The following is a 22,529-nucleotide window of genomic DNA, read 5'->3' on the forward strand; positions in this document are numbered from 1 at the left end:
AGAGAACTGATACATCTAATACCACATGGAAGATATACTCCTCGTTCACAGAAAATCCAGTTCAAACTTTGCTGCTCCAGATTTTTCGGCGGCACTGCAAGACGCAGCCATTTTCAAAACTTGCCTGCGCAAAATCATGTTCTGCCGTGAAGATGAAGTGAACAATTATTTGGATTATCTTGAAGCAGATGACCAAATTCTTCGTGGTGAAAAAGCTTTGTCATTGTTGTTAGAAATCTTGTGCGGCCTTCACTCTCCGGTTGTTGGAGAGACTGAAGTGTTCGGACAATTCAGAGCTTTCGTCGATTCTCGCAAACAACTTAACGATACACTTTTTTCTGATAACCAAAAGTGGTTGAACTTCATCATCGCTGAAGTCAAAAAAACACGCTCTGAGCATTTGGTTGGTATCGGTTCACAAAGCTACGGCAGTCTTATCCGCCGCCATACAAAAGATCTTGAGTCCGTGACTATTTGCGGTTCAGGTCAATTGGCGCAAGAGATCCTTCCTTGGCTTGCTCATAAAAAATCTGTGCAAATTATTTGTCGTGATCCTTTGAAGCTTCAAGCTTTCGCGGAAAAATACGACAACCTCACAATCTCTACTTACAACGAAGCTTATGTTCACGGAGAAGCGATGGTTATCGCCGCTCCAGTTGGTGATGCACGTATTTTGGAATTGATGGGCAAGCAAGAAAACCGTCCTCACGCGATCTTTGATTTGCGTGGCGAAGAAAATGCTCTTCCTGCTTTGTCAGAAAAACAATTTCCACAAGTTCAAGTCATGGGTCTTCAACAGTTCTTCGCAGAAATCGAAGAAACAAAGAAGGATACTCAAACCAAACTTCAAGCCATCAAGAAGTATCTTCTTGAAAAGGCTCTGTCATTCACTCACAGAACAGAGCTTCGTCCACTTGGCTGGGACGACATATGCGCTTAAAGATCTCTGCACGCAAAAGTGACCTTGCACGCCTTCAGGCTTACATGGTTGGTGACGCTCTTAAATCTAAGAACCCACAATTGGAAATCGAATATCGCTTTACGGAGTCGTTGGGCGATAAAAATCTGACAGACCCTTTGTGGAAAATTCCCCAAAAAGGTGTTTTCACAGAAGACTTCATGAACGAATTGCTGAATGGCGATACGGACATGGTCGTGCATTCATGGAAAGACCTTCCAACGGAGCCTAAAACACAATCTGCGATCGTTGCGACTCTACCGCGCGCGGATCAGCGTGATTTGTTGTTGGTTAAAAAATCTCATTTCGAAAAATTGCGTTCCTCAAAAGCGATGCGTGTTTTCAGTTCTTCGCCTCGTCGAGAATACAACCTGACGGGTTTCTTTAAAACGCATTTGCCGTTTGCTTTGGAATCGGTGCGCTTTGAAAGCGTGCGTGGCAATATCGCGACTCGCGTGCGTAAGCTTTTGGAAAATCCTGAAGTCGACGGCTTGATCGTTGCGAAAGCCGCACTCGATCGTTTGTTGAGTGTGCCGCAAGATGAATTCAAAGAAAGCCAACGCGAACTTCGTTCTTACTTAGCACAAGTGGAATGGGTAGCTCTGCCATTGTCGGTGAATCCAAACGCCGCAGCCCAAGGTGCGTTGGCGGTTGAAATTAAAAATGGTCGTTCTGATTTGGCAGCGATGCTTGCTGAAATCAATGATCCAGTGACATTCGCCTGCGCTGAAAGCGAAAGAAAAACTTTGGCAAGCTTCGGTGGCGGTTGCCATCAGAAGATCGGTATTGCGGTTTTATCTCGCCCTTACGGTCACATCACGATGTTGAAGGGTTTGACGGATGCGGGTGTTGTTTTAGACAAACATGAACTTGCGGCCTCGACTGCACTTCCTAAATTCTCTGCCGAACAAATGTGGGCTTCTGAGGCCTCTTCACAACGTCAGGCTTTAAATAATTGGTCTTTGCCTGCTGGCACAAACGCTTTGTATGTGGCGCGCAGTGAAGCTTGGCCGGAAAAATTGACCGCAAACGCACAAGATTACTTTGTGTGGACTGCGGGGCTTAAAACGTGGAAAAACTTAGCGCAAAAAGGTATATGGGTTCACGGATGCTCGGAAAGCCTTGGTGAACAGGAAGAAGCGCGCATCGATGTTCTTGGTGGCAAATTAACATGGGCGAAATTATCTCATGAAACAGGTTACCAAGAAAACGCAGCGGTGATGCCTTTGGTTGCAACCTATTCGCTGAGTGCGGAAATGAAATTGCCTGAAGTTGCGAAAACCGAAAGCTTCTTCTGGGCCAGTGGCAGCCAGTTCTTGCAAGCCGCAGAACAAGCGCCAGAAATTTTGAACAAACATCATGCCTGCGGGCCTGGCAACACTTACAAAGTGATTCGTCAGTATCTTGAAGAAAAAAATAAGTTTGATGCAAAACACCTGCAAGTGTTTTTGGATCAAGAGGACTGGAGAAAACAATGCACAAAGTAACATCTGAAGAATTATTCCAACGCGCCCTGAAGGTGGCACCAGGTGGTGTTCACTCTCCTGTTCGTTCTTTTAAAGGCCTTGATCGTGCACCTGTTTTCTTTAAACAAGCTGAAGGTGCTTTCCTGACTTCCGTTGAAGACAAAAAGTACATCGACTTCTGCCAAAGCTTTGGTCCATTGATTTTGGGTCACCGCGATCCTGAAGTAGCTGAAGAAGTTCATCGCATGGTTGATACCGCTTGGACTTTCGGCGCAACAGAAATTTATTCTTTGGAACTGGCAGAGTGGATCACTTCAACTTTGCCATTCATGCAAAAACTTCGTTTCGTTTCTTCGGGTACGGAAGCTGTGATGTCAGCATTGCGTGTGGCACGTGCAGCCACAGGCCGTAGCAAGATTTTGAAATTTGAAGGTTGCTATCATGGTCACGTTGATAACTTGCTTGTTAAAGCAGGTTCAGGTCTTGCTGGTGCATCGGCTTCTTCTTCGGCAGGTATTTCTGCAGAAGTTGCGGCGACAACTGTTGTTGCGCCACTTGATGACGAAGCGAAATTAGCTGAAGTATTCGCAGCTCAAGGTAAAGATATCGCTGCGGTGATCATCGAACCACTTCCAGCGAACTATGGTCTTTTGATTCAACGCCAAGAATTCTTGCAAAAAGTTTCTGAGCTTTGCAAAAAGAACGGTTCATTGTTGATCTTTGACGAAGTTATTTCTGGTTTCCGTGTTGGCTTGGCTGGCATGGTTGAAAAAACAGGTATCACTCCGGATCTAGTGACTTACGGTAAAATCATCGGTGGTGGTTTCCCAGTAGGTTGCTACGGCGGTCGCGCGGAATTGATGAACATGGTTGCACCAAGCGGTGACGTTTACCAAGCCGGCACATTGTCAGCAAATCCAATCGGTATGCGTGCAGGTCTTGTGACTTTAAAGAAAATGCAACGCCTTGACGGTTGGAATGTTCTAGAAAAACGCACGCAAAAATTCGTTCAAACATTGCGTGATGGTTTTGCGAAAAAAGGTTTGCCGTTGAAAGTTGAACAGCACTCTTCGTTGTTCTGGATTCACGGTAATTCAACAAACACAATCCGTACGATCGAGCAAATCCCTGCGGACCAAGGTGCGACTTTCAAAAAGTTGTTCCTGAAGTCTTTGGATAAAGGTGTTTACTTGGCTCCAAACGCTTACGAAGTTGGTTTCGTATCAATGGCTCACTCGGATGAGCTTTTGGCAGAAGCTGCCCACATCATCATTGATTCAGCAGAGTAAGAAGCATGATGAAGAAACTCCTTAAACCTAATGTGAAAACGTTGCTTGCGATCATCTGGTTCGCATTCACGTTTTCGCTTGTAACATGGTGGTGGATTTTCTTCCTTTTGCGTTTCCAATCTTCTGCTTCACACCGCATGTTCGCTTGGGAAGGTAGCATCTTGATTGCTGCCATCCTGATCGGCGGTATCGCATTGATCGTCTTCAGTTACCGCGATCAAAAACGTCATCAGCGTTTGCGCTTCTTCTTTTCAACTTTCAGTCACGATATCAAGACATCGATTGCTCGCCTGCGCCTGCAAGCGGAAGTTCTGGAAGAAGATCTTAATGGCAACAACAGCCCGGTGATGAAACGTTTGATTCAAGATATTCAGCGTTTAGACCTGCAACTGGAAAACTCTTTGCTGCTAGCAAACCTTGAAGAAGGCCACATGCTTCGCGAAGACGTTTCTTTGAATACGCTCTTCGGGTCTTTGAAGAACGAATTCCCTGATTTGTCGTTAGAAATCGAAAAAGAAGCTTCCATCAAAGGCGATCGTCGCGCTTTGATGAGTGTTTTTAGAAATCTTCTGCAAAACGCTGTCTTGCATGGCAAAGCGGATACGATTCGTATTAAGGTCCGTGCCTTAAACTCTCACCGTTTGGAAATTGTGGTTTCTGATAACGGCTTAGGTTTTAAGGGACATCTTAACAAACTAGGTTCCGAGATTTTAATTTCCACAGATTCACGCGGCAACGGTATCGGTCTGCTTATCACCAAACGTCTTCTTGAAAAGATGAATGGTGACGTAAAATTTGAATCAAAAGAAAATGCTGGCTTTAGCTCTATCATTCAAGTGGAGGGTCGTCTGTGAAAAGAAAGATCCTTTTAGTTGAAGATGATTTATCGCTGGGTGAAACGCTGACAGAACGTCTGCGTAAAGACTATGACGTCGAATGGGGTAAGACCCTGGCTGACGCGTGGAACTTGTTTTCTAAAGGCAAAGATTTTGATCTTGTGCTTTTAGATGTGGGCCTTCCTGATGGCAGTGGCTTTGAATTAGCCGCTAAAATCAAAGAGGTTTCCCCGGTGTTGTTTTTATTCCTGACAGCACAGGCCGACGCCGAGTCGCGCTTACAAGGGTTTGAGTTGGGTGCGGAAGAATATATTCCGAAGCCATTCCATCTTAAGGAATTACTGATTCGTGTGAAACACGTTTTGGATGCGCATGCACCCGTTCGTGAAATCGCATTGGACAATTGTGTGATTAATTTTACAAACATGTCGGTAAAGAAAAAATCAGGTCAGATTGAATATCCGCCTGTGACTGACATGAAGATCTTGCAGTTATTAATTGATAAATCGCCCCGAGTACTCAGCCGTGATGAAATCATGAATGAGATTTGGGGCGTTGATAAAAATCCCAGCGTTCGCACCATCGACAATACAATTGTCCGCCTAAGACAACTCTTGGGTGACGACGGAGAAAAATACATCCGCTCTGTTCGCGGTGTGGGCTATCAATGGGCTACGGAGGAAACACCATGAATGAACTTTTTAAAAACGCTTTGAACAGAACCCCACAAAAAACTCCTCCGATCTGGTTCATGCGTCAGGCAGGTCGTTATCACCAGCACTACCAAGCGCTTCGTGCGAAACACTCGTTCATGGAACTTTGTAAAAATCCAGAACTGGCAGCACAAGTTGCTTTAGGCCCGGTTGAAGAATTCGATTTCGACGTTTCAATCTTGTTCAGCGATATCTTGTTCCCACTTGAAGCTTTGGGTATGGGTTTGGATTACACAGATCACGGCCCACAATTGGGTTTCCGCCTGAATCAAGAAACTATTTCCAAATTGGGCGACGTTGATCAAGCCATCGACTTTATGTCATTCCAAAAACAAGCGGTGATTGAAACGCGCAAAGTTCTTCCTAAAAATAAATCTTTGATCGGTTTCGTTGGCGGCTTGTGGACATTGTTTGTGTATGCGATGGAAGGTTCTCACGCGGGCTCTTTGATCGCTTCAAAAGCACAAATTAATCTTTTCCCTCAATTCTTGGAAAAAATGTATCCGTTGATTAAAGCTAACATCGCTTTGCAATTGGCTGGTGGTGTTGAAGTTGTGATGATCTTCGATACGGCTGCTGGTGAAGTGTCACCAATGTTCTTCCAAGAATGGATTCAACCGGTATTGACGAATCTTGCAAAAGAATTCCCTGGTAAGATCGGTTACTACTCGAAGGGCACACAACCTGTGTTCTTCAATAAAGCCTTCACGGAACTTCCGTGGGCGGGCCAAGGTTTTGACCACCGTTGCTTCATTCCAGATTGCTTCAAAGTTCAAAACAAAGGTTTTGTTCAAGGCAATTTCGACCAAAGCTTACTTTTCATGGAAGAGTCGCAATTTAAAAAGAACCTAATGACTTTCTTGGCACCAATGAAAGATATGTCATTAGAACAACGTGCAGGCTGGGTTTGCGGTCTAGGTCACGGTGTTCTGCCTAAAACTCCGGAAAGAAATGTTAAACTCTTCGTAGATACAGTTCGCGAGGTGTTGTCATGAAGAAAGAGCTCTTAGCAAAATACGACGTTCCAGCACCACGTTACACGTCTTATCCAACGGTTCCTTACTGGGAAACAAACCCAACGACAGATCAATGGGTGAATCACCTTCGTGCCACTTTGAAGGACGGTGACGGCGGTTATTCTTTGTATCTGCATATTCCTTACTGCGAATCTTTGTGCACGTTCTGCGGTTGCAATACGATCATCACGAAAGATCACAAAAAAGAATATCCTTACGTCGAAATGATTCTTAAAGAATGGCAGTTGTATCTTGATCAAGTGCCAGAGCTTTTGGAAAAACCACTGAAGCACATTCATTTGGGTGGCGGTACGCCGACATTCTTGTCAGCGGAAGCGTTAACGCAACTTCTTCGCCCGATCTTATCGCGTGTAAAAATCGCGGAACATGATTTTGAAGGCTCTATCGAAGTGGATCCACGTCGCACGAATGCCGAGCAATTAAAGGCATTGCGCGAATTAGGTTTCACACGTGTCAGCATGGGCGTGCAAGACTTCAACCCTGAAGTGCAACGTCTGGTAAATCGTATTCAACCTTACGAAATCACAGCCGGCCTTACACAGGCTGCGCGTGATATGGGTTATACGTCAGTGAACTTTGATTTGATTTATGGCTTGGCAAAACAAACAGCAGAATCCATTCGCGAAACGGCTGAGTTGACGGTGAAACTTCGTCCGGATCGTATTGCCTTGTACAGCTTTGCCCTGGTTCCTTGGATTAAACCACAACAGCGTTTGTTCAAAGACGAAGACCTTCCTAAGGCAGCCGAAAAGCGTGAGCTTTATAATATCGCACGCGAAATCTTGTTGAACGCAGGTTATGTGGAAGTGGGCATGGATCACTTTGCTTTGCCGACGGACAACCTTAGCATCGCGATGAACGAAAAGCGCCTGCACAGAAACTTCATGGGTTACACGGATCAACGCACGGACGTTTTGTTGGGCCTGGGTGTTTCCTCTATTTCTGAAACTCCGTACAGCTTCCACCAAAATGAAAAAGTTTTGCCGTTGTACGAAGCTTCTTTGAACGAAGGCCGCTTGCCGACTTTGCGTGGGCACGTTCTAACTGAAGAAGATCGCGTTCGCCGTCAGCAAATCTTGAACTTGATGACTCAATATGAAGTTGAATTCATTAACGCCGATCAAGAACAAGCTTCAAAAGAATTCTTGAAAGAAATGTTGAACGACCATTTGATCGAAATCAACAATCACAAACTTGTTGTGAAAGAGGAAGGCCGTCCTTTCCTTCGCAATGCGTGTGTGTTCTTCGATGAACGTTTGAAAACAAAACAACCTCAGACAAAAATCTTTTCGCAATCTATATGAAAAAAGTCAGCGTCATTGGCGCTGGCTTTGCGGGCCTGACGGTTTCGCTTCGACTTGCGCAAAAAGGATTCACTGTCGATCTTTATGAAAAGTCTGCCCGTGTGGGTGGACTTTTGGGGACTGATCAAACCGAGTACGGTATTGCGGAGCGAGCTGCGAATGCTTTGATGCGCACAAAAAAGTCTGAAGACTTATTTACCGAACTGGGTGTTGAAAAAAGTCTGCCCCTGAAAGAATCCCGTCGTCGTTTTATTTATCGTTATACTCCGAAACAATGGCCGCTGACATTCCTTGAGACTTTGTTCTTTATTGGCAAAGTTGTTCCACGCGCCTTGTTTGCAAAAAAATCCATGAAGCCGGTTGCAGGTGAAACTTTAGAAAGCTGGGGTCAGCGCATCTTGGGTGGCACTGCGACCGAGCACATCTTGGGACCTGCGATGCAGGGAATTTATGGCAACGATATCTCGGGTTTGAGTTCTAAATTGATCCTGTCTCCCCTATTCACGAAAAAGAAAAAAGACGGTTACAAAGGACTGTTAACGGGTCCCGGCGGTATGCAGGATCTTGTGAATCACTTGGAAACTCGCCTGCGTGCATTGGGTGTTCATATTCATTTGAATTCGGAAGTCAATGTGGCGAAACTTGACGGTCCCGTGATAGTCGCGACTTCTGCATCAACGGCTGCGAAGTTGTTAGAAACAGCGGAGCCCGAAACTTCGTCCGTTCTTAAAAAAATCCGCATGTCTTCATTGATGAGTGTCACGATGTTCTTCAAAAAGCCGCAAGAGACTTACAAAGGCTTTGGCTGCTTGATCCCGCGGGGCTTTGATCTGAAAGCTTTAGGTGTCTTGATGAACTCCTACATCTTTAAAGATCGCGATAAGACTTATAACGAAACATGGATCCTAGGCGGCGTGAAAGAGGCGCAACTTTTAGATCTGAGCGATGCCGAGCTTTTAAAGCTTATCGCCGAAGAGCGCTTCAGAATTCTTGGCAACAAAGAAGGCCTTCTTGATTATCGCATCAACCGTTGGCACGAAGCTTTGCCGTATTACGATTTAAACCTTGAAAAGGCTCAAGAAGAGCTGACTCAATTGCCTAAAAGCAGATTTGTTCTTCATGGCAATTATTTAAGTGGCATTGGCCTTAGTAAAATTTTAGAACGCAGTGAGATTATTGCAGACGAAATCGCAGGACAACATGGCTAAAACAGGTGTGATTTTATTTAATATCGGGACTCCAAAATCTTATGAAGTTGAAGATGTAAAATCCTATCTTCTGGATTTCCTCATGGATAAAGACGTTATCAATCTGCCGTTCGTGCTACGCTACCCACTGGTGCATGGCTTGATTGTACCGAAGCGTGCGCCCAACTCTGCCGAAAACTACAAAAAAGTATGGATGGAAGAAGGCTCACCACTGTGGGTATATTCCAAACACTTCGCGGATAAATTGCAGAACGAATTGGGATCTGAGTTCGTTGTGAAGATGGGCATGCGCTACAGTGCGCCCCGTATTGAAGATTCTTTGAAAGAACTTGCGGAAGCGAAGGTCGATTCTATTTTGCTGGTACCGATGTTCCCGCAGTACGCCGAAGCAACTACGGGTTCGGTGTTGAAAGAGTTTGAACGTGTTCGCAAAAAGTACGGCGTGCAAATTCCGACTAAAACTTTGCGCGACTTTTATGCCGATCCAAGCTTCATCACTCCATCAGTGGAAATTTTAGATGAAACTTTAAAAAACAAAAAAATCGATCATTACTTGTTCTCGTTCCATGGTTTGCCTGAAAGCCATATTCGTAAAAACGAAGGCTGCTTGCGCAGCGAGGACTGCTGCTTTGAAAAATCCGCTTGTGATAAACCTTGTTATCGCGCGCAGTGTTTTGCCACAGCCACAAAGATCGCTGAAAGCTTGAATCTTGCGCCTTCGCACTGGAGCGTTTCATTCCAATCGCGCCTTGGCCGTGCGGAATGGTTAAAACCAGCAACGGATCACACGTTGGAAGTCTTAGCGAAAACCGGTAAGAAAAATGTTGCTGTTATCTGCCCGTCTTTCGTTGCCGACTGCATTGAAACCCTTGAAGAGATCGCTATCGGTGGACAGGAAACCTTCAAACACGCCGGTGGTGAAGGTTTTTATATGATTCCATGTGTGAACGAAAACAATAGCTGGGTGACAGGCTTCGCTTCTTTATTGAAAGCGCAAGTTAAGGAATCAGAAACAGTAACAGCGGAATAATAATCGCTGTTACTAATCCATTTAAGGCCATCGCAAGTCCCGCGAAGGCTCCCGCAATTGACGACACCTGAAAGGCACGCGCAGTTCCTAGACCGTGCGACGACAAGCCTAACGCAAAACCGCGTACCGCGGGATCATGCACTCGCACAAGACTTAACACTGTTGTCGCAATCGCAGCACCGAACAATCCCGTGATCATCACAAACACTGTCGATAAAGAAGCAATACCGCCGATTTTTTCAGATACACTCATCGCAATCGGCGTGGTCACTGATTTTGGCGCTAGTGATAATAAAATATCATGCGGCAAATGAAAGCTTGCACCAATCAACACCGCACTAAAAATACCAATGATCGAACCAATCACCAGTGACACACACAACGGCACGAGAACTTTTTTAAGTCGTGAGAGCTGTTCATACAACGGCAATGCTAAAGCGACAGTTGCAGGTCCCAACATATAGTGAATAGGACGTGCTCCCTGAAAATACTCTTGGTAAGGAATGTGGAATAAAAGCAGAATCCCACTGATCACTAATATAGATAGAACTGCAGGGCTTAATAACGGATGGTTGTTCAAACGGGAACTGGCCCTGCGTGACGCTAAATAAATTCCCAGGGTCATAAGGAGTGATAATAACTCAATCATGGCTTTCACCGCTTTTTGTTATACGAAGCAGCCACTGAAATATCAGCGCCGTCGCGATGATAGTGATGAAGGTGCTGACTATAATAGTGATCACCATGCCCACGCCGTATTTTCCAAACAGATCGAAGTACTCGATCATCCCCACCCCAGCAGGAATATAGAACAAAGACAGATGCGTCGTGATGAACTTCGTTAAATCATCGACATGTCCTTTTAGAGGTCTCCATAAAAGTAACGCCACGAAGAAGTACACCATTCCTAAAACGGGGCCAGGAATAAACAGGTGGAAGAGGCGCACGGTCCCTTCTCCTAGGAATTGAAAGCTCAGCAGTATAAATAGGGCCAAAAGCATGCTTAAAACCTATACCCGTGTTGAGGGGCTGAAAAGACGCTGTGTCTCATTTTGAACCCCAAATTTTGGCACTGTCTAACAATGATACAGCTGTAACTGAAGGAAACACACTTGGAGCTGGTATAGAACTTGGACTTCGCACCACGAGTTTGAAAGTTAGGAGCCTATGATGATTTCACGTAAGTTGGTATATGTTGCTTCCCTTTCTTTGGGTTTGAGCTTGTTAGCGTCTACCGCTATGGCCAAGGTAGAAATGAATGCTATGTGTTTCATGAAACAAAGTGAAAGCACTGCGCACGCATTCAATCCCACAAAAGAAGAGATCGCCGACAGTTCGATTCTGAAAAAGAATCCTACGAACGTTACTGATGCAGACGTCGATGCGAAATTCCGTATCGCCTCTTTATCTAAAGTCATCACGACTGATTGGGCTATTGCGAAGTTGGGACCTGAATACCGCTTCAAAACGAAGATTTATGTTACGCCAGGAACGAAGGCAGGTAATTGCAATCTGCATATCGAAGGTGACATGGATCCTTATATGGGTCGCGAGATGCTTACGCGCATCTTCACTCAGCTTAAACCAAAATTGACGGCACAAAGCTGTAAGTACATCGAGACATTCTCGTACGATCAGTACTTCCCTGTTTATTTGGATGCGATGAAACATCAAACGAATCATGATTTGGGTTGGGAAGATCCAGCTCGTTACTTCAATTCAACGAAAACTAAAAACGATCTTGCGGCGTTCTTGAAAGTGAAATCAGGTCTTAAAGGTGATTTCTCTAACATCGGCGTTGTGACGAAAGATCGTTACCAAGAATATTTAAAGGGTGTTCCTTCAAAAGTTTACTCTGTTAAATCTCGTCCGTTGTTCATGATCGCAAAAGATATGAATAAGTATTCTTACAACTACCCACCGAATGTTCTTTTCGAAAAATTGGGTGGCGCTGAAGCTTATAAGAAATTTGCTGCGGATCGCTTGAAATTGGATGGCGAGGACGTTGAGATGTACAACGGTTCTGGTTACCCAGCGATGATCGACGGTAAAAAAATGTACAACCTTGTATCATGCAGTGCCCTTGTGCATATCATGCAAGACTTGGATAAAACGCTTGAGGCTTACAAAGGGACTCGCAAGTTCCAAATGGCAGACGTGATGGCTGTTGGTGGTCCAGGCGAATCTTACTCGACGTTCAAAGGTTTGTACGCCGGTGGTACTTACGACAATACAATGGTTGCTAAAACAGGTTCTGCTGACAAAGCGATTACTTTCGGTGGTATGCTTTCAACTGCAGATGGCGACATGTACTTCGCAGTTTTGACAAGCCCCGAAACATACGGTGGCGCGGATACGACGAAGGCGCGTGTAATCATCCGTGAATTGGTTCAGACTTTGGCTGAAAGACAAAAACTGAAGAAGTTTGAATACAAACAAATTGGCGATATGAATGCGACTGACGATCAATCGACGTTAGTTGAAGAACCAAAACAAACACCAGCAGGAAGTTTGAAATAGGAATTCTTATGAATAAAAAAATCGCAGTCATCGTTTCTTTGTCCCTGGCTTTAGTTGCACAATCTGCTTGTGCTAGCACAAGCAAGAAAGAAGCTGCGACGACTCCCCTAATGACTGCTTCGGCAGAGGGGAATGTTAAGACCTTAGAAGCTCTTTTGAAGTCTAAGGTTGCAGTAGACGCGAAAGACCAAAAAGGTTTCACCGCTTTGATGCTTGCCGCTTCAAACGGTCACCAAGCAGCTACGAAGTTGTTGTTGGCTAACAAAGCAAACATCAACGAGCAAAATGATGATGGCGAAATGCCTTTGTACTTTGCTTTGATTAACGAACATCCTGAAGTGGCGATTGATTTGATTAACTCAGGCGCCAACATTCAAGATGTAAACGGCGAAGGTGAATCGGCATTGTTGATAGCAACAACTGCGAATCAAAATGATGTGATGGCTTTGTTGATTAAAAAAGACAAGTCGCTTGTGAACAAAGCAAGCTCTTCAAGCACGACTCCTTTGATGGAGGCTGCACGCTTCGGAACTGAAAAGACGATCAACATGCTGCTAAAAGCAGGTGCGGATAAGAAAGCGAAAAACCAAAACGGTAAAACAGCTTTGGATATCGCAATCAAAGCTCAGAACGATGCTGCTATCAAAATCTTGAAAAAGTAATTTGCTCTAGATCAAAAAAGAAAAGGGACCCACAAGGTCCCTTTTTTTATTTCTAAATCTGTCGTCTTAAAATTAAGAGAACAATTTTTTGAAGAATCCCGCGATTTTTTGTCCCACAGATTTTGGTGCTGCTGGAGCTTTCTTAGGTACGTAACCACCTTTGCGGTTATCGTGTCTTCTGTTTTGGTTTTGGCCTTGGCCTTGACCACCACGATTGTCATGACGTCTTTGACCGCCTTGACCTTGAGGACGTGGTCCGCTGTGCTTGTGCTCTGGACGAGGACCACGGTTGTCATTGCGTTGACCTTGTGGATTTTGTCCACCACCTTGGCCTTGAGCATTTTTATGCTCGCCACGTTCAGGACGTTCACCACGAGGGCCTCTGTTGTTATCACGAGGTCCACGATTATCACGGCCGCCTTCACGACGAGGTCCGCGATCGCCACCCTTACGAGGGCCACGGTCGCCACCACCTTCACGGCGTGGACCACGATCACCACGATCCAATGATTTTGGATAGTGACCATCGAAGTGAGAAGGGAACGGTTTGAATTCTTGAAGAAGCTGTTCGTTTTCCAAATAGCCCACTTCAATTTTGTGTTTCAAATATTCTTCAATGCGTGCCAAAGACTCGATGTCTTTATCGCCAACCAATGAAAACGCTTGGCCTGTTGTTCCTGCACGGCCTGTACGACCGATACGGTGAACGTAAGATTCGCTGTCCATTGGAAGTTCGTAGTTGATCACAAGGTCCACACCTTTGATGTCCAAACCACGAGCTGCAACGTCTGTTGCTACTAGAATGTTCAAATGATTTTCAGCTTTGAATTGCTCAATCACGCGATTGCGTTGTGCTTGAGTTAACAAGCTTGAGATCGCCATTGCCGGCACACCATTATCAACCAAGAACTTCGTGATCTTCTCAACATTCAATTTGAAGTTTGTGAAGATGATCGCTTGTTTTGGATTGTGCAACTTCAACAGTGACAACAAGTGCTGAGGTTTTTCCTCGCTGCCCACGTGGAAGATTTGGTCTTTCACGTTTTCTGCTTTGGCTTGGTCACGGCTGATGTTGATTTCAACTGGCTCTGAACCAAATTGGTAAACTGTGTTCAACACGTCGAAGTTCAATGTTGCAGAGAAAACCAAAAGCTGACGCTCGCGTGGGATTCTTTGCAAGATGTACTTCATGTCGTCTTTGAAGCCCATATCGAACATGCGATCGGCTTCGTCGAAAACAACTGCGCGAACTTGTTTCAAATCAACAAGGTGCTCTTTGTACAAATCGATCAAACGACCTGGAGTTGCAACGATGAACTCTACGCCATTTTTCAATGCTTCTTTTTGTTTGTCGTAGCCTGTGCCGCCGTAGATCGCGAAACCTTTAAGACCAGAATCAACGCTCAATTTGATGATGTTATCTTGAACTTGTTCTGCAAGCTCGCGAGTTGGAACCAAAATCAAAATAAAGTTTTGTGGTTTCCAATCTTTGAAAGCGCGTTTTTCGATGATCTCTTTTTGTTCGTCTGTCACGTCACCTGGTGCTGGGCGAGCGCGCAAAATGCGCTCCATCAAAGGAAGAACGAAGGCTGCTGTTTTTCCTGTACCAGTTTGTGCTAGGCCGGCGACGTCTTTGCCATCAAGGATATGAGGGATGGCTTGCTCTTGAATCGGTGTGCAATCAGAGAAACCCAATTTCTCGATTGCTGACGCCAAACTCGGTTCTAAATTTAACTCTGCGAATTTCAACTTTTCTTACTCCGGTATTAAGCCCCAAAACTACTTTTCAGAGGCCGGAAAGTCACCAACAAAGCTCTTAAGCGCCTGTACAAAGGCCTGAACTTGATCTGAATGGACCCAGTGGCCCGCACCTGCGATTTCGACGCCCTTAATCAAAGGGTTGCTAGCTAACATTTCCTGATAAGTCTCATGGCTGAGCTCTTTCGAATGCTCCCCGCGAATCAACAGGGTCGGCATTTTCAGGGCCTTCACCTCTTGCCAACGGTCGATGTTGCGACCCGCTTTCACAGACTCGATGATCGCATTTTTCGAAAAACGCCAATCCAATGTGCCATCTGGCTGTTCTTCCATATTGCTATAAAAGAACTTCGACATGACTTCGACGTTTTCTCGGGTCTTGGCATTTTGCACGAAATCTTCCGCAAAGAAGCGACGGGCTTCATCACGATTCGGGAATGGCGTTGGCGCCAAGTTCAACAAATACTCGTAATACTCAGATGCGTTAGCGGCAGCTTCGGGCCCGATGTCCTCGATCACCAATTTTTCAACATACTGCGGGTACTTGGCAGCAAAAACCAAAACATTTCGGCCCCCCATGGAGTGACCAACCAAGATGAACTTTTTCCAACCAAGCTCATCCACGATTTTCTTAAGATCATCGGCATAATCCTCTGGCGAGTAACCTGTCTCTGGTTTAAACGAGCGGCCATGACCTCTTTGATCGTAAGCAAGGCAGCGTTCAGTTTGCTCTAAGCCTGAAATAATTCGGCGCCAGTTTTGCCCGAAACCCATAAGCCCGTGAATAAAGATCCATTTTCGGCCATTTTCAGGACCATAGAACTGGTGATGGAAGTTTGCTAGATATGACATAATTTCCGCATCTTGCGCCCTCAAATCGGGTATTTCAAGTTTGAATTTTAGGCCGAAAGAGATTAGATTCAGCGACGATGAGTCCAACACAGAAGCCACAGCTACACGAAGACTGGATTGATTCCTTTGCCCTTCGAATCGTAAAAAACCTCCAAGAATCTGGTTTCGAAACCTATTTGGTGGGCGGCTGCGTGCGCGACTTGCTTGTTGGTATTCATCCTAAAGACTTCGACATCGCGACCAGTGCTCTTCCAAATCAAGTTCGCAAAAAAGTTTCGAATGCTTACGTGATCGGCCGCCGCTTTAAACTGGTATTGGTTAAACGTGGCGATCAGCAATTTGAAGTAGCAACTTTCCGTCGTAACGTTACAACTGAAGAACTTGCGACTTTGAACGAAGGCGAAACTGTTGAAGGCGATAACTACTTCGGCACTTGCGAAGAAGATGCGAAACGCCGCGACTTCACAGCTAACGCTGTTTTCTATGATCCTGTAAAACACAAACTTCTGGATTTCTGCGGTGGTATTCAAGATATCAACGACCGTGTTTTACGTATGATCGGCGACCCCAAAGAGCGCTTCATCGAAGATCCGATTCGTATTTTGCGTGCGATTCGTCTTTCCCATAAATTGCATTTCTCGATTGAATCGACAATGCGTGCAGCGATTGCCGAATGCAGTCCTGAATTGAAGAAAGCCGTTTTGCCTCGTCGCCGTGAAGAGTGGTTGAAGTTCTTGCGTTTGAAAGAACCGCACTTGGCCTTCATGGAGCTTTTTGATTTGCATATCTTGGAGCAAATCTTGCCGGGCCTTCACTCTGTATTCGTTGATCCGACAAAAATGGAAATTTTTGAAATGCACTTGGCGCGTATCAATCAAGCCGGCATCGACAAACAAGATCCAACGGAATTGTTTGCAGCCTTCATGTTTGCGTTTATGAAAGCGCAATACGGTGAAGAGCCTTGGACGAATGCTGCGGTTTACGATGATCCAAAACTTGCGTATTTCATGCGTGAAGAGATGGGCATCTTTAAACAAGAAGCAGCCGTATTGATGAAAGCGATGCACTTGATGGCGGGTCTTCGCAAGATTGATCTTTACTCTCGTAAAGGTGAACGCCGTCAAATGGCTTTCGTGATGAACGATTGCTTTGGTTTGGCTTTGAAACTTTCGATCATGGATTACTCTTTGTCTGGTAGCGAGATTCACTACTGGCTTCAACAAATCGAAAAATACTCTGGCGCGCAACCCGCTCCAACTCACTAGTCCCTTTTTAGGAGTTCCCTTTGAAACAAGTCCCTTTTAAGACTTTAGATGCGGCTATCGAACTTGTCTCTACAATCGATAGCGATGAAAACATGATCAAACTGACTGACGGTTTGTTTGAAGGCCAACCGGACCTGGCACAATTCCTAGTCGACTTCGCAGAAGATTTGAATGAAGAAGCGCAAGATCTGATCGTGATCATGGGCTTGATCATCTGGCGCGCTATGATCGCTACCTACGGCGAATTGCGTGTCATGAACGAAGATGAAGTGGCTGCAAATTACGAAGCCTTTGAAGCTTCAATGCCAGACGATGAAAACATCACTGAAGAGTGGTTTGTTTCTTTGATCAAAGATGTTGAAAACTTCTGCCAACCAGAAATTTTCAAATACATCATCGCGGAACTTTTCCAAGAAGCTCCGGAAGACAGCACTTTGACTGACGTTGAAAATACGCAACTGACTTTAGGTTTGCGATTCTTCACGGAAGCTTTGAATAAGCTTGCACAAGAAAAGAATTAATAAATAAAAAAAGCCGCTCTTTCGAAGCGGCTTTTTTATTTCTGTATTTTGTATACGAACTAAGCGGCGTTTCTTTGATTCACTTGCTTCAACAAGTCACCAGCGATTTTATCAAGTGCCAGAACCTTATCTGCTGCACCCAACGCCACTGCCGCTGCTGGCATACCGTACACCACACATGTTTCTTCATTCTGTGCGACAGTGTAAGCGCCTGCGTTTTTCATCTCTAGCAAACCTTCTGCGCCGTCTTTACCCATACCAGTCAAGACCACACCCAAGGCATTTTTACCCACGTATTTCGCAACTGATTTCATCAAATAGTCTGCTGCCGGACGAACGCTGTGCAACTGAGGACCTTGATGAAGCTTTACGTAATAGAAGGCACCACTACGAGTGATTTCCATGTGATAGTTACCCGGAGCAATCAACACACGACCCGGCACAACCTGATCGCCTTCTTGCGCTTCCTTCACTTCAAACGGAAACATATTATTCAAATTATCAGCGAACGATTTCGTAAAACCAGGAGGCATGTGTTGCACCACAACCGTACCTGGAATATCCGCTGGCATCCCTGACAAGAAAACTTTCAATGCCTCTGTACCACCTGTTGAAGAGGCTACAGCGATCATTTGATGGGTTGTTCTTGCAAGTGAAGTTGTCGCTATCTTCTGCACAGGGCCTGAAGGCGAAACCACTTTCTTCACTGGATTAATACGAGCTTTTGCAACCTCGCGCACTTTTTCAACGATGGTGCGACCCAAAGTTTCAAGAGTTTGCGAAACGTCGATCGATGGTTTTTCCATGATCTCGATCGCGCCTGCTTCAAGAGCTCTGAAATAAGTTTCAGAACCTGTTTTTGCAAGGGAAGAGAAAATAATTGTACGAGTTGGAAAGTGTTGCATGACTTTTTCAAGGAATGAAATGCCGTCCATACGAGGCATCTCAACGTCCAAAGTCATCACATCTGGCTTCAACGCAACCAGTTTATCGCGTGCGATATAAGGATCAGACGCAGTCCCAACAACTTCAATATCAGAAGCTGAAGAGAAAATTTTCTCTAACAACTTACGAATCACAGCGGAGTCATCAACGATGAGAACTTTAATTTTTGAACTCATGATTCGCCTCTATGTTTTCTGATAAACCGCTCTGGAGAGTGGCTTCAAGTTTGGATGTTTTACGTTACCTGACTCGGAGTGACCTAATACAAGGTAACCACCTGGAGCCAAGCAAGATGTCAAACTGTCGATAACCTTCTTTGTCGTTGGCTCATCGAAGTAGATCAATACGTTTCTGCAGAAGATCACGTGGAACTTATGCTGGAATTCGTATTTTGGATTCATCAAATTGAAAGGCGCAAAACGAATCATGTTGTGCAATTGATCTTTCGCACGGAAGTATTCGTCACCATCAAGTTTTACTTTTTCAAAATATTTAGAGCGTTGCACAGGTGGAAGACCTTGCATTTCGCGCTCTTCGTAAGTACCGATTGAAGCTTTTTTCAAAACTTGCAAATCGATATCCGTCGCAAGCAAACGCACTTTTGCGCCTGGCATCTCTGGTTGCGCTTCACACGCCGTCATCGCCAAAGTATATGGCTCTTGCCCCGTACTTGCAGCTGCACACCAAATGCGTAGATCGTTGCCGAACTTCTTCGCAAGATCAGGCAAAGCTTTTTGCAAGAAATCAAAGTGATTCGATTCGCGATAGAATGAAGTCATGTTCGTCGTCAGTGCAGAGATATACTCTTGAATCACGTCGTTCGAACCTCTTTCAAGCATTGACCAATACTCTTCGTAAGTCTTCATGTTGTGACGACGAAGAAGCTTCACGATACGATTACGAATCAACGCATGATTTTTAGGAGTCAGCGGAAGATCAACACCCGCAAGTTCGTACATACGAGCCGCGAATTTTTCGAACATCTTGTCTGATAACTTAATTTCTTCGAAATCATACAGCGCGTTTGTTGCGTCTGTCTTTTTTACTGCGCTCATGCTGCCATCTCCCTGCCTTTAGAAACATTGCTGACCAATGCTCCCGGCTCAAGAATCAATACAGTTCTGCCATCACCTAGGATTGCCGCACCTGCGACCTCTGGAATGTGTTGGCCTGTTGTAATAGGTTTAACGACCACTTGCGCTTGACCTAAAACGTCGTCTACTGGGAAGGCCATTTGACCTGTCATAGATTCGATGATCACAAGCATTGTTTCTTCACGACGCGCACTCAAAGAGTTTTCGCGGCGTTGAGCAAGTTGTTGGTCTTTCTTATTCAGTGTCCAATTGATTGAACCCAATGTTTTCGAAACATCGATCACCGGTAACAAGTGACCACGAATGCTTGCCACTTTTCCTGCTTTTGAAACGTTTGTATAATCTTTCGGTTGTACACGAACGATTTCGCGGATCGAGTGAATCGGCAAGATGTAACGAGCGCCATCCAAAGCCACGATGATACCGTCAGTGATCGCGGTGCTAAGTGGAATCGTCAAACGGAATGTTGTACCAACACCTGCCTTAGAAAGGATGTTGATCTTACCGTTGATTTTATCCAAGTTCGATTTCACGACGTCCAAACCAACACCACGGCCTGACAAGTCAGAAATTTTATCTGCTGTCGAAAAACCAGGTTGGAAGATGTATTGGAAAACAGTTTCGTCAGGAATAGTCGCAGGGTCCACACCTTGTGGTACCAAGCCGCGCTCGATCGCTTTACCCAAAACTTTTTCACGGTTGATACCGCCACCGTCGTCGACGATTTCGATAATAACGTTACCGCCATTTTGTTTTGCAGATACAGTCACTTTCGCCGTCGCAGGTTTACCGCGTTGCTGACGAGTCTCTTTCTTTTCGATACCGTGGTCCATCGAGTTACGAACCAAGTGAACCAAAGGGTCACCCAAAAGTTCAAAGACCGTTCTTTCAACCTCTGTCTCTTCACCGATCAATTGCAAATCCACTGGTTTATCAAGAGTCAAAGACACGTCACGCACGATACGTTGAATTTTTACGAACATTGATTTCAACGGAGTCATGCGGATGCTCAAAGTTTTTTCGTACAACTCACGAACCGCTTTATCCAATTGATCAACGATAGCTTCTAAACGCAAGTTCACACCACTGCGAACAGTTTCATCGTGTACAAGCTGATTTTTTAATACAACAAGCTCACCCACTGCATCCAATACTGAGTCAACACGGCCCGTATCAACTTTGATTGCTGCCACTGCAGGTTTGCCTTTACCATTACCGCCACCACTTGCAGCAGGAGGCTCACTTGCTGCTGGAGCTTTAGGAACTACTTTCAAAGCCGGCGCTGGTTTTTCAACGACTGGTTCTGGAGCAGCCATCACTGGCGCTGGAGTTGGTTCAACCGGAGCCGCTGCTACCGGAGCTGGCGTGGGAGCTACTGCCGATGCCGCAGCTTCCGCAGCTTCTTTCGCATGGAACTCTGCTTGATCTTCCGGAGACAATTGCGCCAAAAGCTCTGCTAGCAAATCATGATTCGTGTGATCTTCACCAGATTCAGCACTTGCTTCCGCAGCAGGAGCCGCTGCAAAGAAATCATCAGGAGCTTGTTCTTTTACTTCTTCAGTCGCAACTGGAGCGGGAGCTGCTTCTGCAGAACTATGTTTTGAAGTTTTACCTGACAGAGATTCTGTCAAAGCAATCAATTCAGCTTTCAATTTTGAAGTATCCCACTCTGAAGAATTACCTTGTTGCAGGAACGTGATGCGATTTTTCAATTCGTCACCTGATTGCAACAACAACGAAATCGCTGTTGAATTAACAAGCTCAGGACGAGAACGAAGAAGATCCAAAAGGTCTTCCATAACGTGTGCGAACTTCGCAAGATCCATCAAGCCAACGGCTGCTGCACCACCTTTTACAGAGTGGGCCACGCGGAAAATATCCGTCAGATCTTTTGCAGGTTCTTGACTGGTTTCAAGTTTGATCATCGACTCTTCATATGTCTCCATCATGAAAGCTGATTCATTCAAGAAATCCATCTGCAGTTCTTCAAAGAAAGAATTATCGCTCATTTGTGTATGCTCCGTGAACGCATTTAAGTGCTTTTAATCATTGAAAGTATCGGCACCAATGGGTGTTTGCTATTTACTTCCTAAGTCCAGAGAAGCAACCAAGCCACGTGAACTAGTCTTTAGTTAAAAAAGAAAGCCTTATTCATCTCTTCCCCTCTCCTTAGGGTGGAGTTGTCTCAGTCTGAGGCGGACACAGGGGACTTTATTAATTTTTAACAGATAGGCAAAAATCCCTTAAGTCTCCTGCCCAAAAATTCGAAAAGTAAATGTCAGCTTTTATTTCCACTGTGAAAGGCAAACAAATGAGCGATGTATCTTTGAAAGCAAAACCAGGTCAGTATCTAACTTTCCAATTGATGTCTGAACAATATGGTGTCGCTATTGAAACAGTTCGTGAGATCAATCAATTTGGTGAGATCACTCCTGTTCCGCGCACGCCAGACTACGTAAAAGGTGTTATGAATCTTCGCGGTAAGATCATCCCTGTAGTAAATCTTCGCATTAAATTTGGTATGGATTCGCAAGACACAACTCGCGACACATGCATCATCGTGATCGACACTGAAATCGGTCAAGTAGGCATGATCGTAGACTCTGTGAAAGAGGTTGTTGATCTTCAAGAATCACAAATCGAACCTTCACCAGTACTAGGCAACGAAAACGCAATGTCGTTCGTTCGTGGTATGGGTAAAGTTGATAACAAAGTTGTTATCCTTGTGGATATCGTTTCTGCTTTCTCGGCAGATCAAATGGGCGCAATGGCTCATTTCTCTCACGACGAAGCAAAAGCGGCTTAATCTCGCTCCTTTCTTTCGTTTTCTTAAAGGCGTTTGGTTTGTTCCAAGCGCCTTTTCTTTTTTTGGATTCAGTTTACTAAGAATGATCTCGGTAGTGCGGGGATTTGCGGCAAGATCCGTAAGGCTTCTGCTTCTTCGGCACGCCTTCCGGGCTCGGTCGTGGCCCACGAGCCTTTGGCTCGCGGGTGCGCGCCATCGTGGCGCCCACGAAGGCCTCATACGCAGAAGCCTTACGGACCTTTCCGCAAATTTTGCCTTCGAGTTT

General features: G+C 45.1%; 21 protein-coding genes. 14 read left to right on the top strand and 7 right to left on the bottom strand.

What is annotated here, in order from left to right; genetic code table 11:
- Positions 1-25 precede the first annotated feature (25 nt).
- From DOE51_RS16805 to hemH, 9 genes are read left to right on the top strand one after another with little or no spacing between them, the layout of a single operon-like run.
- A complete protein-coding gene (locus DOE51_RS16805; RefSeq protein WP_142697683.1) occupies positions 26-940 on the top strand; it encodes a hypothetical protein in 915 nt (304 codons plus the stop codon).
- Positions 931-2,445: a hydroxymethylbilane synthase gene (gene hemC / locus DOE51_RS16810; protein ID WP_142697684.1), complete on the top strand. Its 1,515-nt coding sequence runs from the start codon at positions 931-933 to the stop codon at positions 2,443-2,445. The genes DOE51_RS16805 and hemC overlap by 10 nt, the downstream gene beginning before the upstream one ends.
- Positions 2,433-3,713: a glutamate-1-semialdehyde 2,1-aminomutase gene (locus tag DOE51_RS16815; RefSeq protein WP_142697685.1), complete on the top strand. Its 1,281-nt coding sequence runs from the start codon at positions 2,433-2,435 to the stop codon at positions 3,711-3,713. The genes hemC and DOE51_RS16815 overlap by 13 nt, the downstream gene beginning before the upstream one ends.
- Before the next feature lie 5 nt (positions 3,714-3,718).
- Positions 3,719-4,567, top strand: coding sequence for a HAMP domain-containing sensor histidine kinase (locus DOE51_RS16820; RefSeq protein ID WP_142697686.1), 849 nt, complete (start codon positions 3,719-3,721; stop codon positions 4,565-4,567).
- Entirely contained in the window at positions 4,564-5,241 is a 678-nt protein-coding gene (locus tag DOE51_RS16825) for a response regulator transcription factor (protein ID WP_142697687.1), read from the top strand. The genes DOE51_RS16820 and DOE51_RS16825 overlap by 4 nt, the downstream gene beginning before the upstream one ends.
- Complete coding sequence (locus DOE51_RS16830) at positions 5,238-6,257, top strand: uroporphyrinogen decarboxylase family protein (protein WP_142697688.1); 1,020 nt, start codon at positions 5,238-5,240, stop codon at positions 6,255-6,257. The genes DOE51_RS16825 and DOE51_RS16830 overlap by 4 nt, the downstream gene beginning before the upstream one ends.
- On the top strand, positions 6,254-7,603 hold the full coding sequence (gene hemN, locus DOE51_RS16835) for an oxygen-independent coproporphyrinogen III oxidase (RefSeq protein ID WP_142697689.1): 1,350 nt from the start codon (positions 6,254-6,256) through the stop codon (positions 7,601-7,603). Before DOE51_RS16830 ends, hemN begins: the two co-directional genes overlap by 4 nt.
- The gene (locus DOE51_RS16840; protein ID WP_142697690.1) at positions 7,600-8,811 is read left to right on the top strand and encodes an NAD(P)/FAD-dependent oxidoreductase; all 1,212 of its coding nucleotides are present in this window, start codon (positions 7,600-7,602) and stop codon (positions 8,809-8,811) included. Before hemN ends, DOE51_RS16840 begins: the two co-directional genes overlap by 4 nt.
- Positions 8,804-9,841, top strand: coding sequence for a ferrochelatase (hemH, locus tag DOE51_RS16845; protein ID WP_142697691.1), 1,038 nt, complete (start codon positions 8,804-8,806; stop codon positions 9,839-9,841). Before DOE51_RS16840 ends, hemH begins: the two co-directional genes overlap by 8 nt.
- On the opposite strand, the gene DOE51_RS16850 is transcribed toward hemH, so the two are convergent.
- Positions 9,810-10,490: an LrgB family protein gene (locus tag DOE51_RS16850; protein WP_142697692.1), complete on the bottom strand. Its 681-nt coding sequence runs from the start codon at positions 10,488-10,490 to the stop codon at positions 9,810-9,812. The genes hemH and DOE51_RS16850 overlap by 32 nt on opposite strands.
- On the bottom strand, positions 10,483-10,842 hold the full coding sequence (locus DOE51_RS16855) for a CidA/LrgA family protein (protein WP_142697693.1): 360 nt from the start codon (positions 10,840-10,842) through the stop codon (positions 10,483-10,485). The genes DOE51_RS16850 and DOE51_RS16855 overlap by 8 nt, the downstream gene beginning before the upstream one ends.
- A 169-nt stretch (positions 10,843-11,011) precedes the next feature.
- Between DOE51_RS16855 and DOE51_RS16860 the strand changes: the two genes are divergently transcribed.
- Positions 11,012-12,361 (top strand): D-alanyl-D-alanine carboxypeptidase, encoded by a 1,350-nt coding sequence (locus tag DOE51_RS16860; RefSeq protein ID WP_168196480.1) that lies wholly within the window; start codon positions 11,012-11,014, stop codon positions 12,359-12,361.
- Between the two features lie 8 nt (positions 12,362-12,369).
- On the top strand, positions 12,370-13,023 hold the full coding sequence (locus DOE51_RS16865) for an ankyrin repeat domain-containing protein (protein WP_142697695.1): 654 nt from the start codon (positions 12,370-12,372) through the stop codon (positions 13,021-13,023).
- A gap of 72 nt (positions 13,024-13,095) precedes the next feature.
- Here DOE51_RS16865 and DOE51_RS16870 read toward each other — a convergent pair whose 3' ends face one another.
- The gene (locus DOE51_RS16870) at positions 13,096-14,772 is read right to left on the bottom strand and encodes a DEAD/DEAH box helicase (RefSeq protein ID WP_142697696.1); all 1,677 of its coding nucleotides are present in this window, start codon (positions 14,770-14,772) and stop codon (positions 13,096-13,098) included.
- A 30-nt stretch (positions 14,773-14,802) separates the two neighbouring features.
- A complete protein-coding gene (locus DOE51_RS16875; protein WP_142697697.1) occupies positions 14,803-15,633 on the bottom strand; it encodes an alpha/beta fold hydrolase in 831 nt (276 codons plus the stop codon).
- Between the two features lie 77 nt (positions 15,634-15,710).
- Between DOE51_RS16875 and DOE51_RS16880 the strand changes: the two genes are divergently transcribed.
- Together DOE51_RS16880 and DOE51_RS16885 are read left to right on the top strand one after the other, a co-directional pair.
- Positions 15,711-16,898, top strand: a complete 1,188-nt coding sequence (locus tag DOE51_RS16880) for a poly(A) polymerase (protein WP_142697698.1) — start codon at positions 15,711-15,713, stop codon at positions 16,896-16,898.
- Between the two features lie 20 nt (positions 16,899-16,918).
- Entirely contained in the window at positions 16,919-17,419 is a 501-nt protein-coding gene (locus DOE51_RS16885; protein WP_142697699.1) for a hypothetical protein, read from the top strand.
- A 59-nt stretch (positions 17,420-17,478) separates the two neighbouring features.
- Here the strand turns inward: DOE51_RS16885 and DOE51_RS16890 are convergent, their stop codons facing one another.
- From DOE51_RS16890 to DOE51_RS16900, 3 genes are read right to left on the bottom strand one after another with little or no spacing between them, the layout of a single operon-like run.
- Positions 17,479-18,540: a chemotaxis response regulator protein-glutamate methylesterase gene (locus DOE51_RS16890; RefSeq protein WP_142697700.1), complete on the bottom strand. Its 1,062-nt coding sequence runs from the start codon at positions 18,538-18,540 to the stop codon at positions 17,479-17,481.
- 9 nt (positions 18,541-18,549) lie between these two features.
- Positions 18,550-19,419 (bottom strand): protein-glutamate O-methyltransferase CheR, encoded by an 870-nt coding sequence (locus DOE51_RS16895; protein ID WP_142697701.1) that lies wholly within the window; start codon positions 19,417-19,419, stop codon positions 18,550-18,552.
- Positions 19,416-21,467, bottom strand: coding sequence for a chemotaxis protein CheA (locus tag DOE51_RS16900; protein ID WP_246845157.1), 2,052 nt, complete (start codon positions 21,465-21,467; stop codon positions 19,416-19,418). The genes DOE51_RS16895 and DOE51_RS16900 overlap by 4 nt, the downstream gene beginning before the upstream one ends.
- Positions 21,468-21,733: 266 nt before the next feature.
- Here DOE51_RS16900 and DOE51_RS16905 point away from each other — a divergent pair, with 266 nt between their 5' ends.
- Positions 21,734-22,264: a chemotaxis protein CheW gene (locus tag DOE51_RS16905; RefSeq protein ID WP_246845158.1), complete on the top strand. Its 531-nt coding sequence runs from the start codon at positions 21,734-21,736 to the stop codon at positions 22,262-22,264.
- Positions 22,265-22,529: the final 265 nt, after the last annotated feature.

The organism is Bdellovibrio sp. NC01 (genome assembly GCF_006874625.1).
Classification (GTDB): Bacteria; Bdellovibrionota; Bdellovibrionia; order Bdellovibrionales; family Bdellovibrionaceae; genus Bdellovibrio.

Bases quoted from the DNA above. Each gene is read 5' to 3' on its own strand.
- DOE51_RS16855 (WP_142697693.1), bottom strand. From the start codon at position 10,842: ATGCTTTTGGCCCTATTTATACTGCTGAGCTTTCAATTCCTAGGAGAA.
- DOE51_RS16900 (WP_246845157.1), bottom strand. From the start codon at position 21,467: ATGAGCGATAATTCTTTCTTTGAAGAACTGCAGATGGATTTCTTGAAT.
- DOE51_RS16865 (WP_142697695.1), top strand. From the start codon at position 12,370: ATGAATAAAAAAATCGCAGTCATCGTTTCTTTGTCCCTGGCTTTAGTT.
- DOE51_RS16905 (WP_246845158.1), top strand. From the start codon at position 21,734: ATGTCAGCTTTTATTTCCACTGTGAAAGGCAAACAAATGAGCGATGTA.
- DOE51_RS16840 (WP_142697690.1), top strand. From the start codon at position 7,600: ATGAAAAAAGTCAGCGTCATTGGCGCTGGCTTTGCGGGCCTGACGGTT.
- hemC (WP_142697684.1), top strand. From the start codon at position 931: ATGCGCTTAAAGATCTCTGCACGCAAAAGTGACCTTGCACGCCTTCAG.
- DOE51_RS16895 (WP_142697701.1), bottom strand. From the start codon at position 19,419: ATGAGCGCAGTAAAAAAGACAGACGCAACAAACGCGCTGTATGATTTC.
- DOE51_RS16860 (WP_168196480.1), top strand. From the start codon at position 11,012: ATGATTTCACGTAAGTTGGTATATGTTGCTTCCCTTTCTTTGGGTTTG.
- hemN (WP_142697689.1), top strand. From the start codon at position 6,254: ATGAAGAAAGAGCTCTTAGCAAAATACGACGTTCCAGCACCACGTTAC.
- DOE51_RS16805 (WP_142697683.1), top strand. From the start codon at position 26: ATGGAAGATATACTCCTCGTTCACAGAAAATCCAGTTCAAACTTTGCT.
- DOE51_RS16850 (WP_142697692.1), bottom strand. From the start codon at position 10,490: ATGATTGAGTTATTATCACTCCTTATGACCCTGGGAATTTATTTAGCG.
- DOE51_RS16830 (WP_142697688.1), top strand. From the start codon at position 5,238: ATGAATGAACTTTTTAAAAACGCTTTGAACAGAACCCCACAAAAAACT.
- DOE51_RS16875 (WP_142697697.1), bottom strand. From the start codon at position 15,633: ATGTCATATCTAGCAAACTTCCATCACCAGTTCTATGGTCCTGAAAAT.
- DOE51_RS16815 (WP_142697685.1), top strand. From the start codon at position 2,433: ATGCACAAAGTAACATCTGAAGAATTATTCCAACGCGCCCTGAAGGTG.
- hemH (WP_142697691.1), top strand. From the start codon at position 8,804: ATGGCTAAAACAGGTGTGATTTTATTTAATATCGGGACTCCAAAATCT.
- DOE51_RS16880 (WP_142697698.1), top strand. From the start codon at position 15,711: ATGAGTCCAACACAGAAGCCACAGCTACACGAAGACTGGATTGATTCC.
- DOE51_RS16820 (WP_142697686.1), top strand. From the start codon at position 3,719: ATGATGAAGAAACTCCTTAAACCTAATGTGAAAACGTTGCTTGCGATC.
- DOE51_RS16890 (WP_142697700.1), bottom strand. From the start codon at position 18,540: ATGAGTTCAAAAATTAAAGTTCTCATCGTTGATGACTCCGCTGTGATT.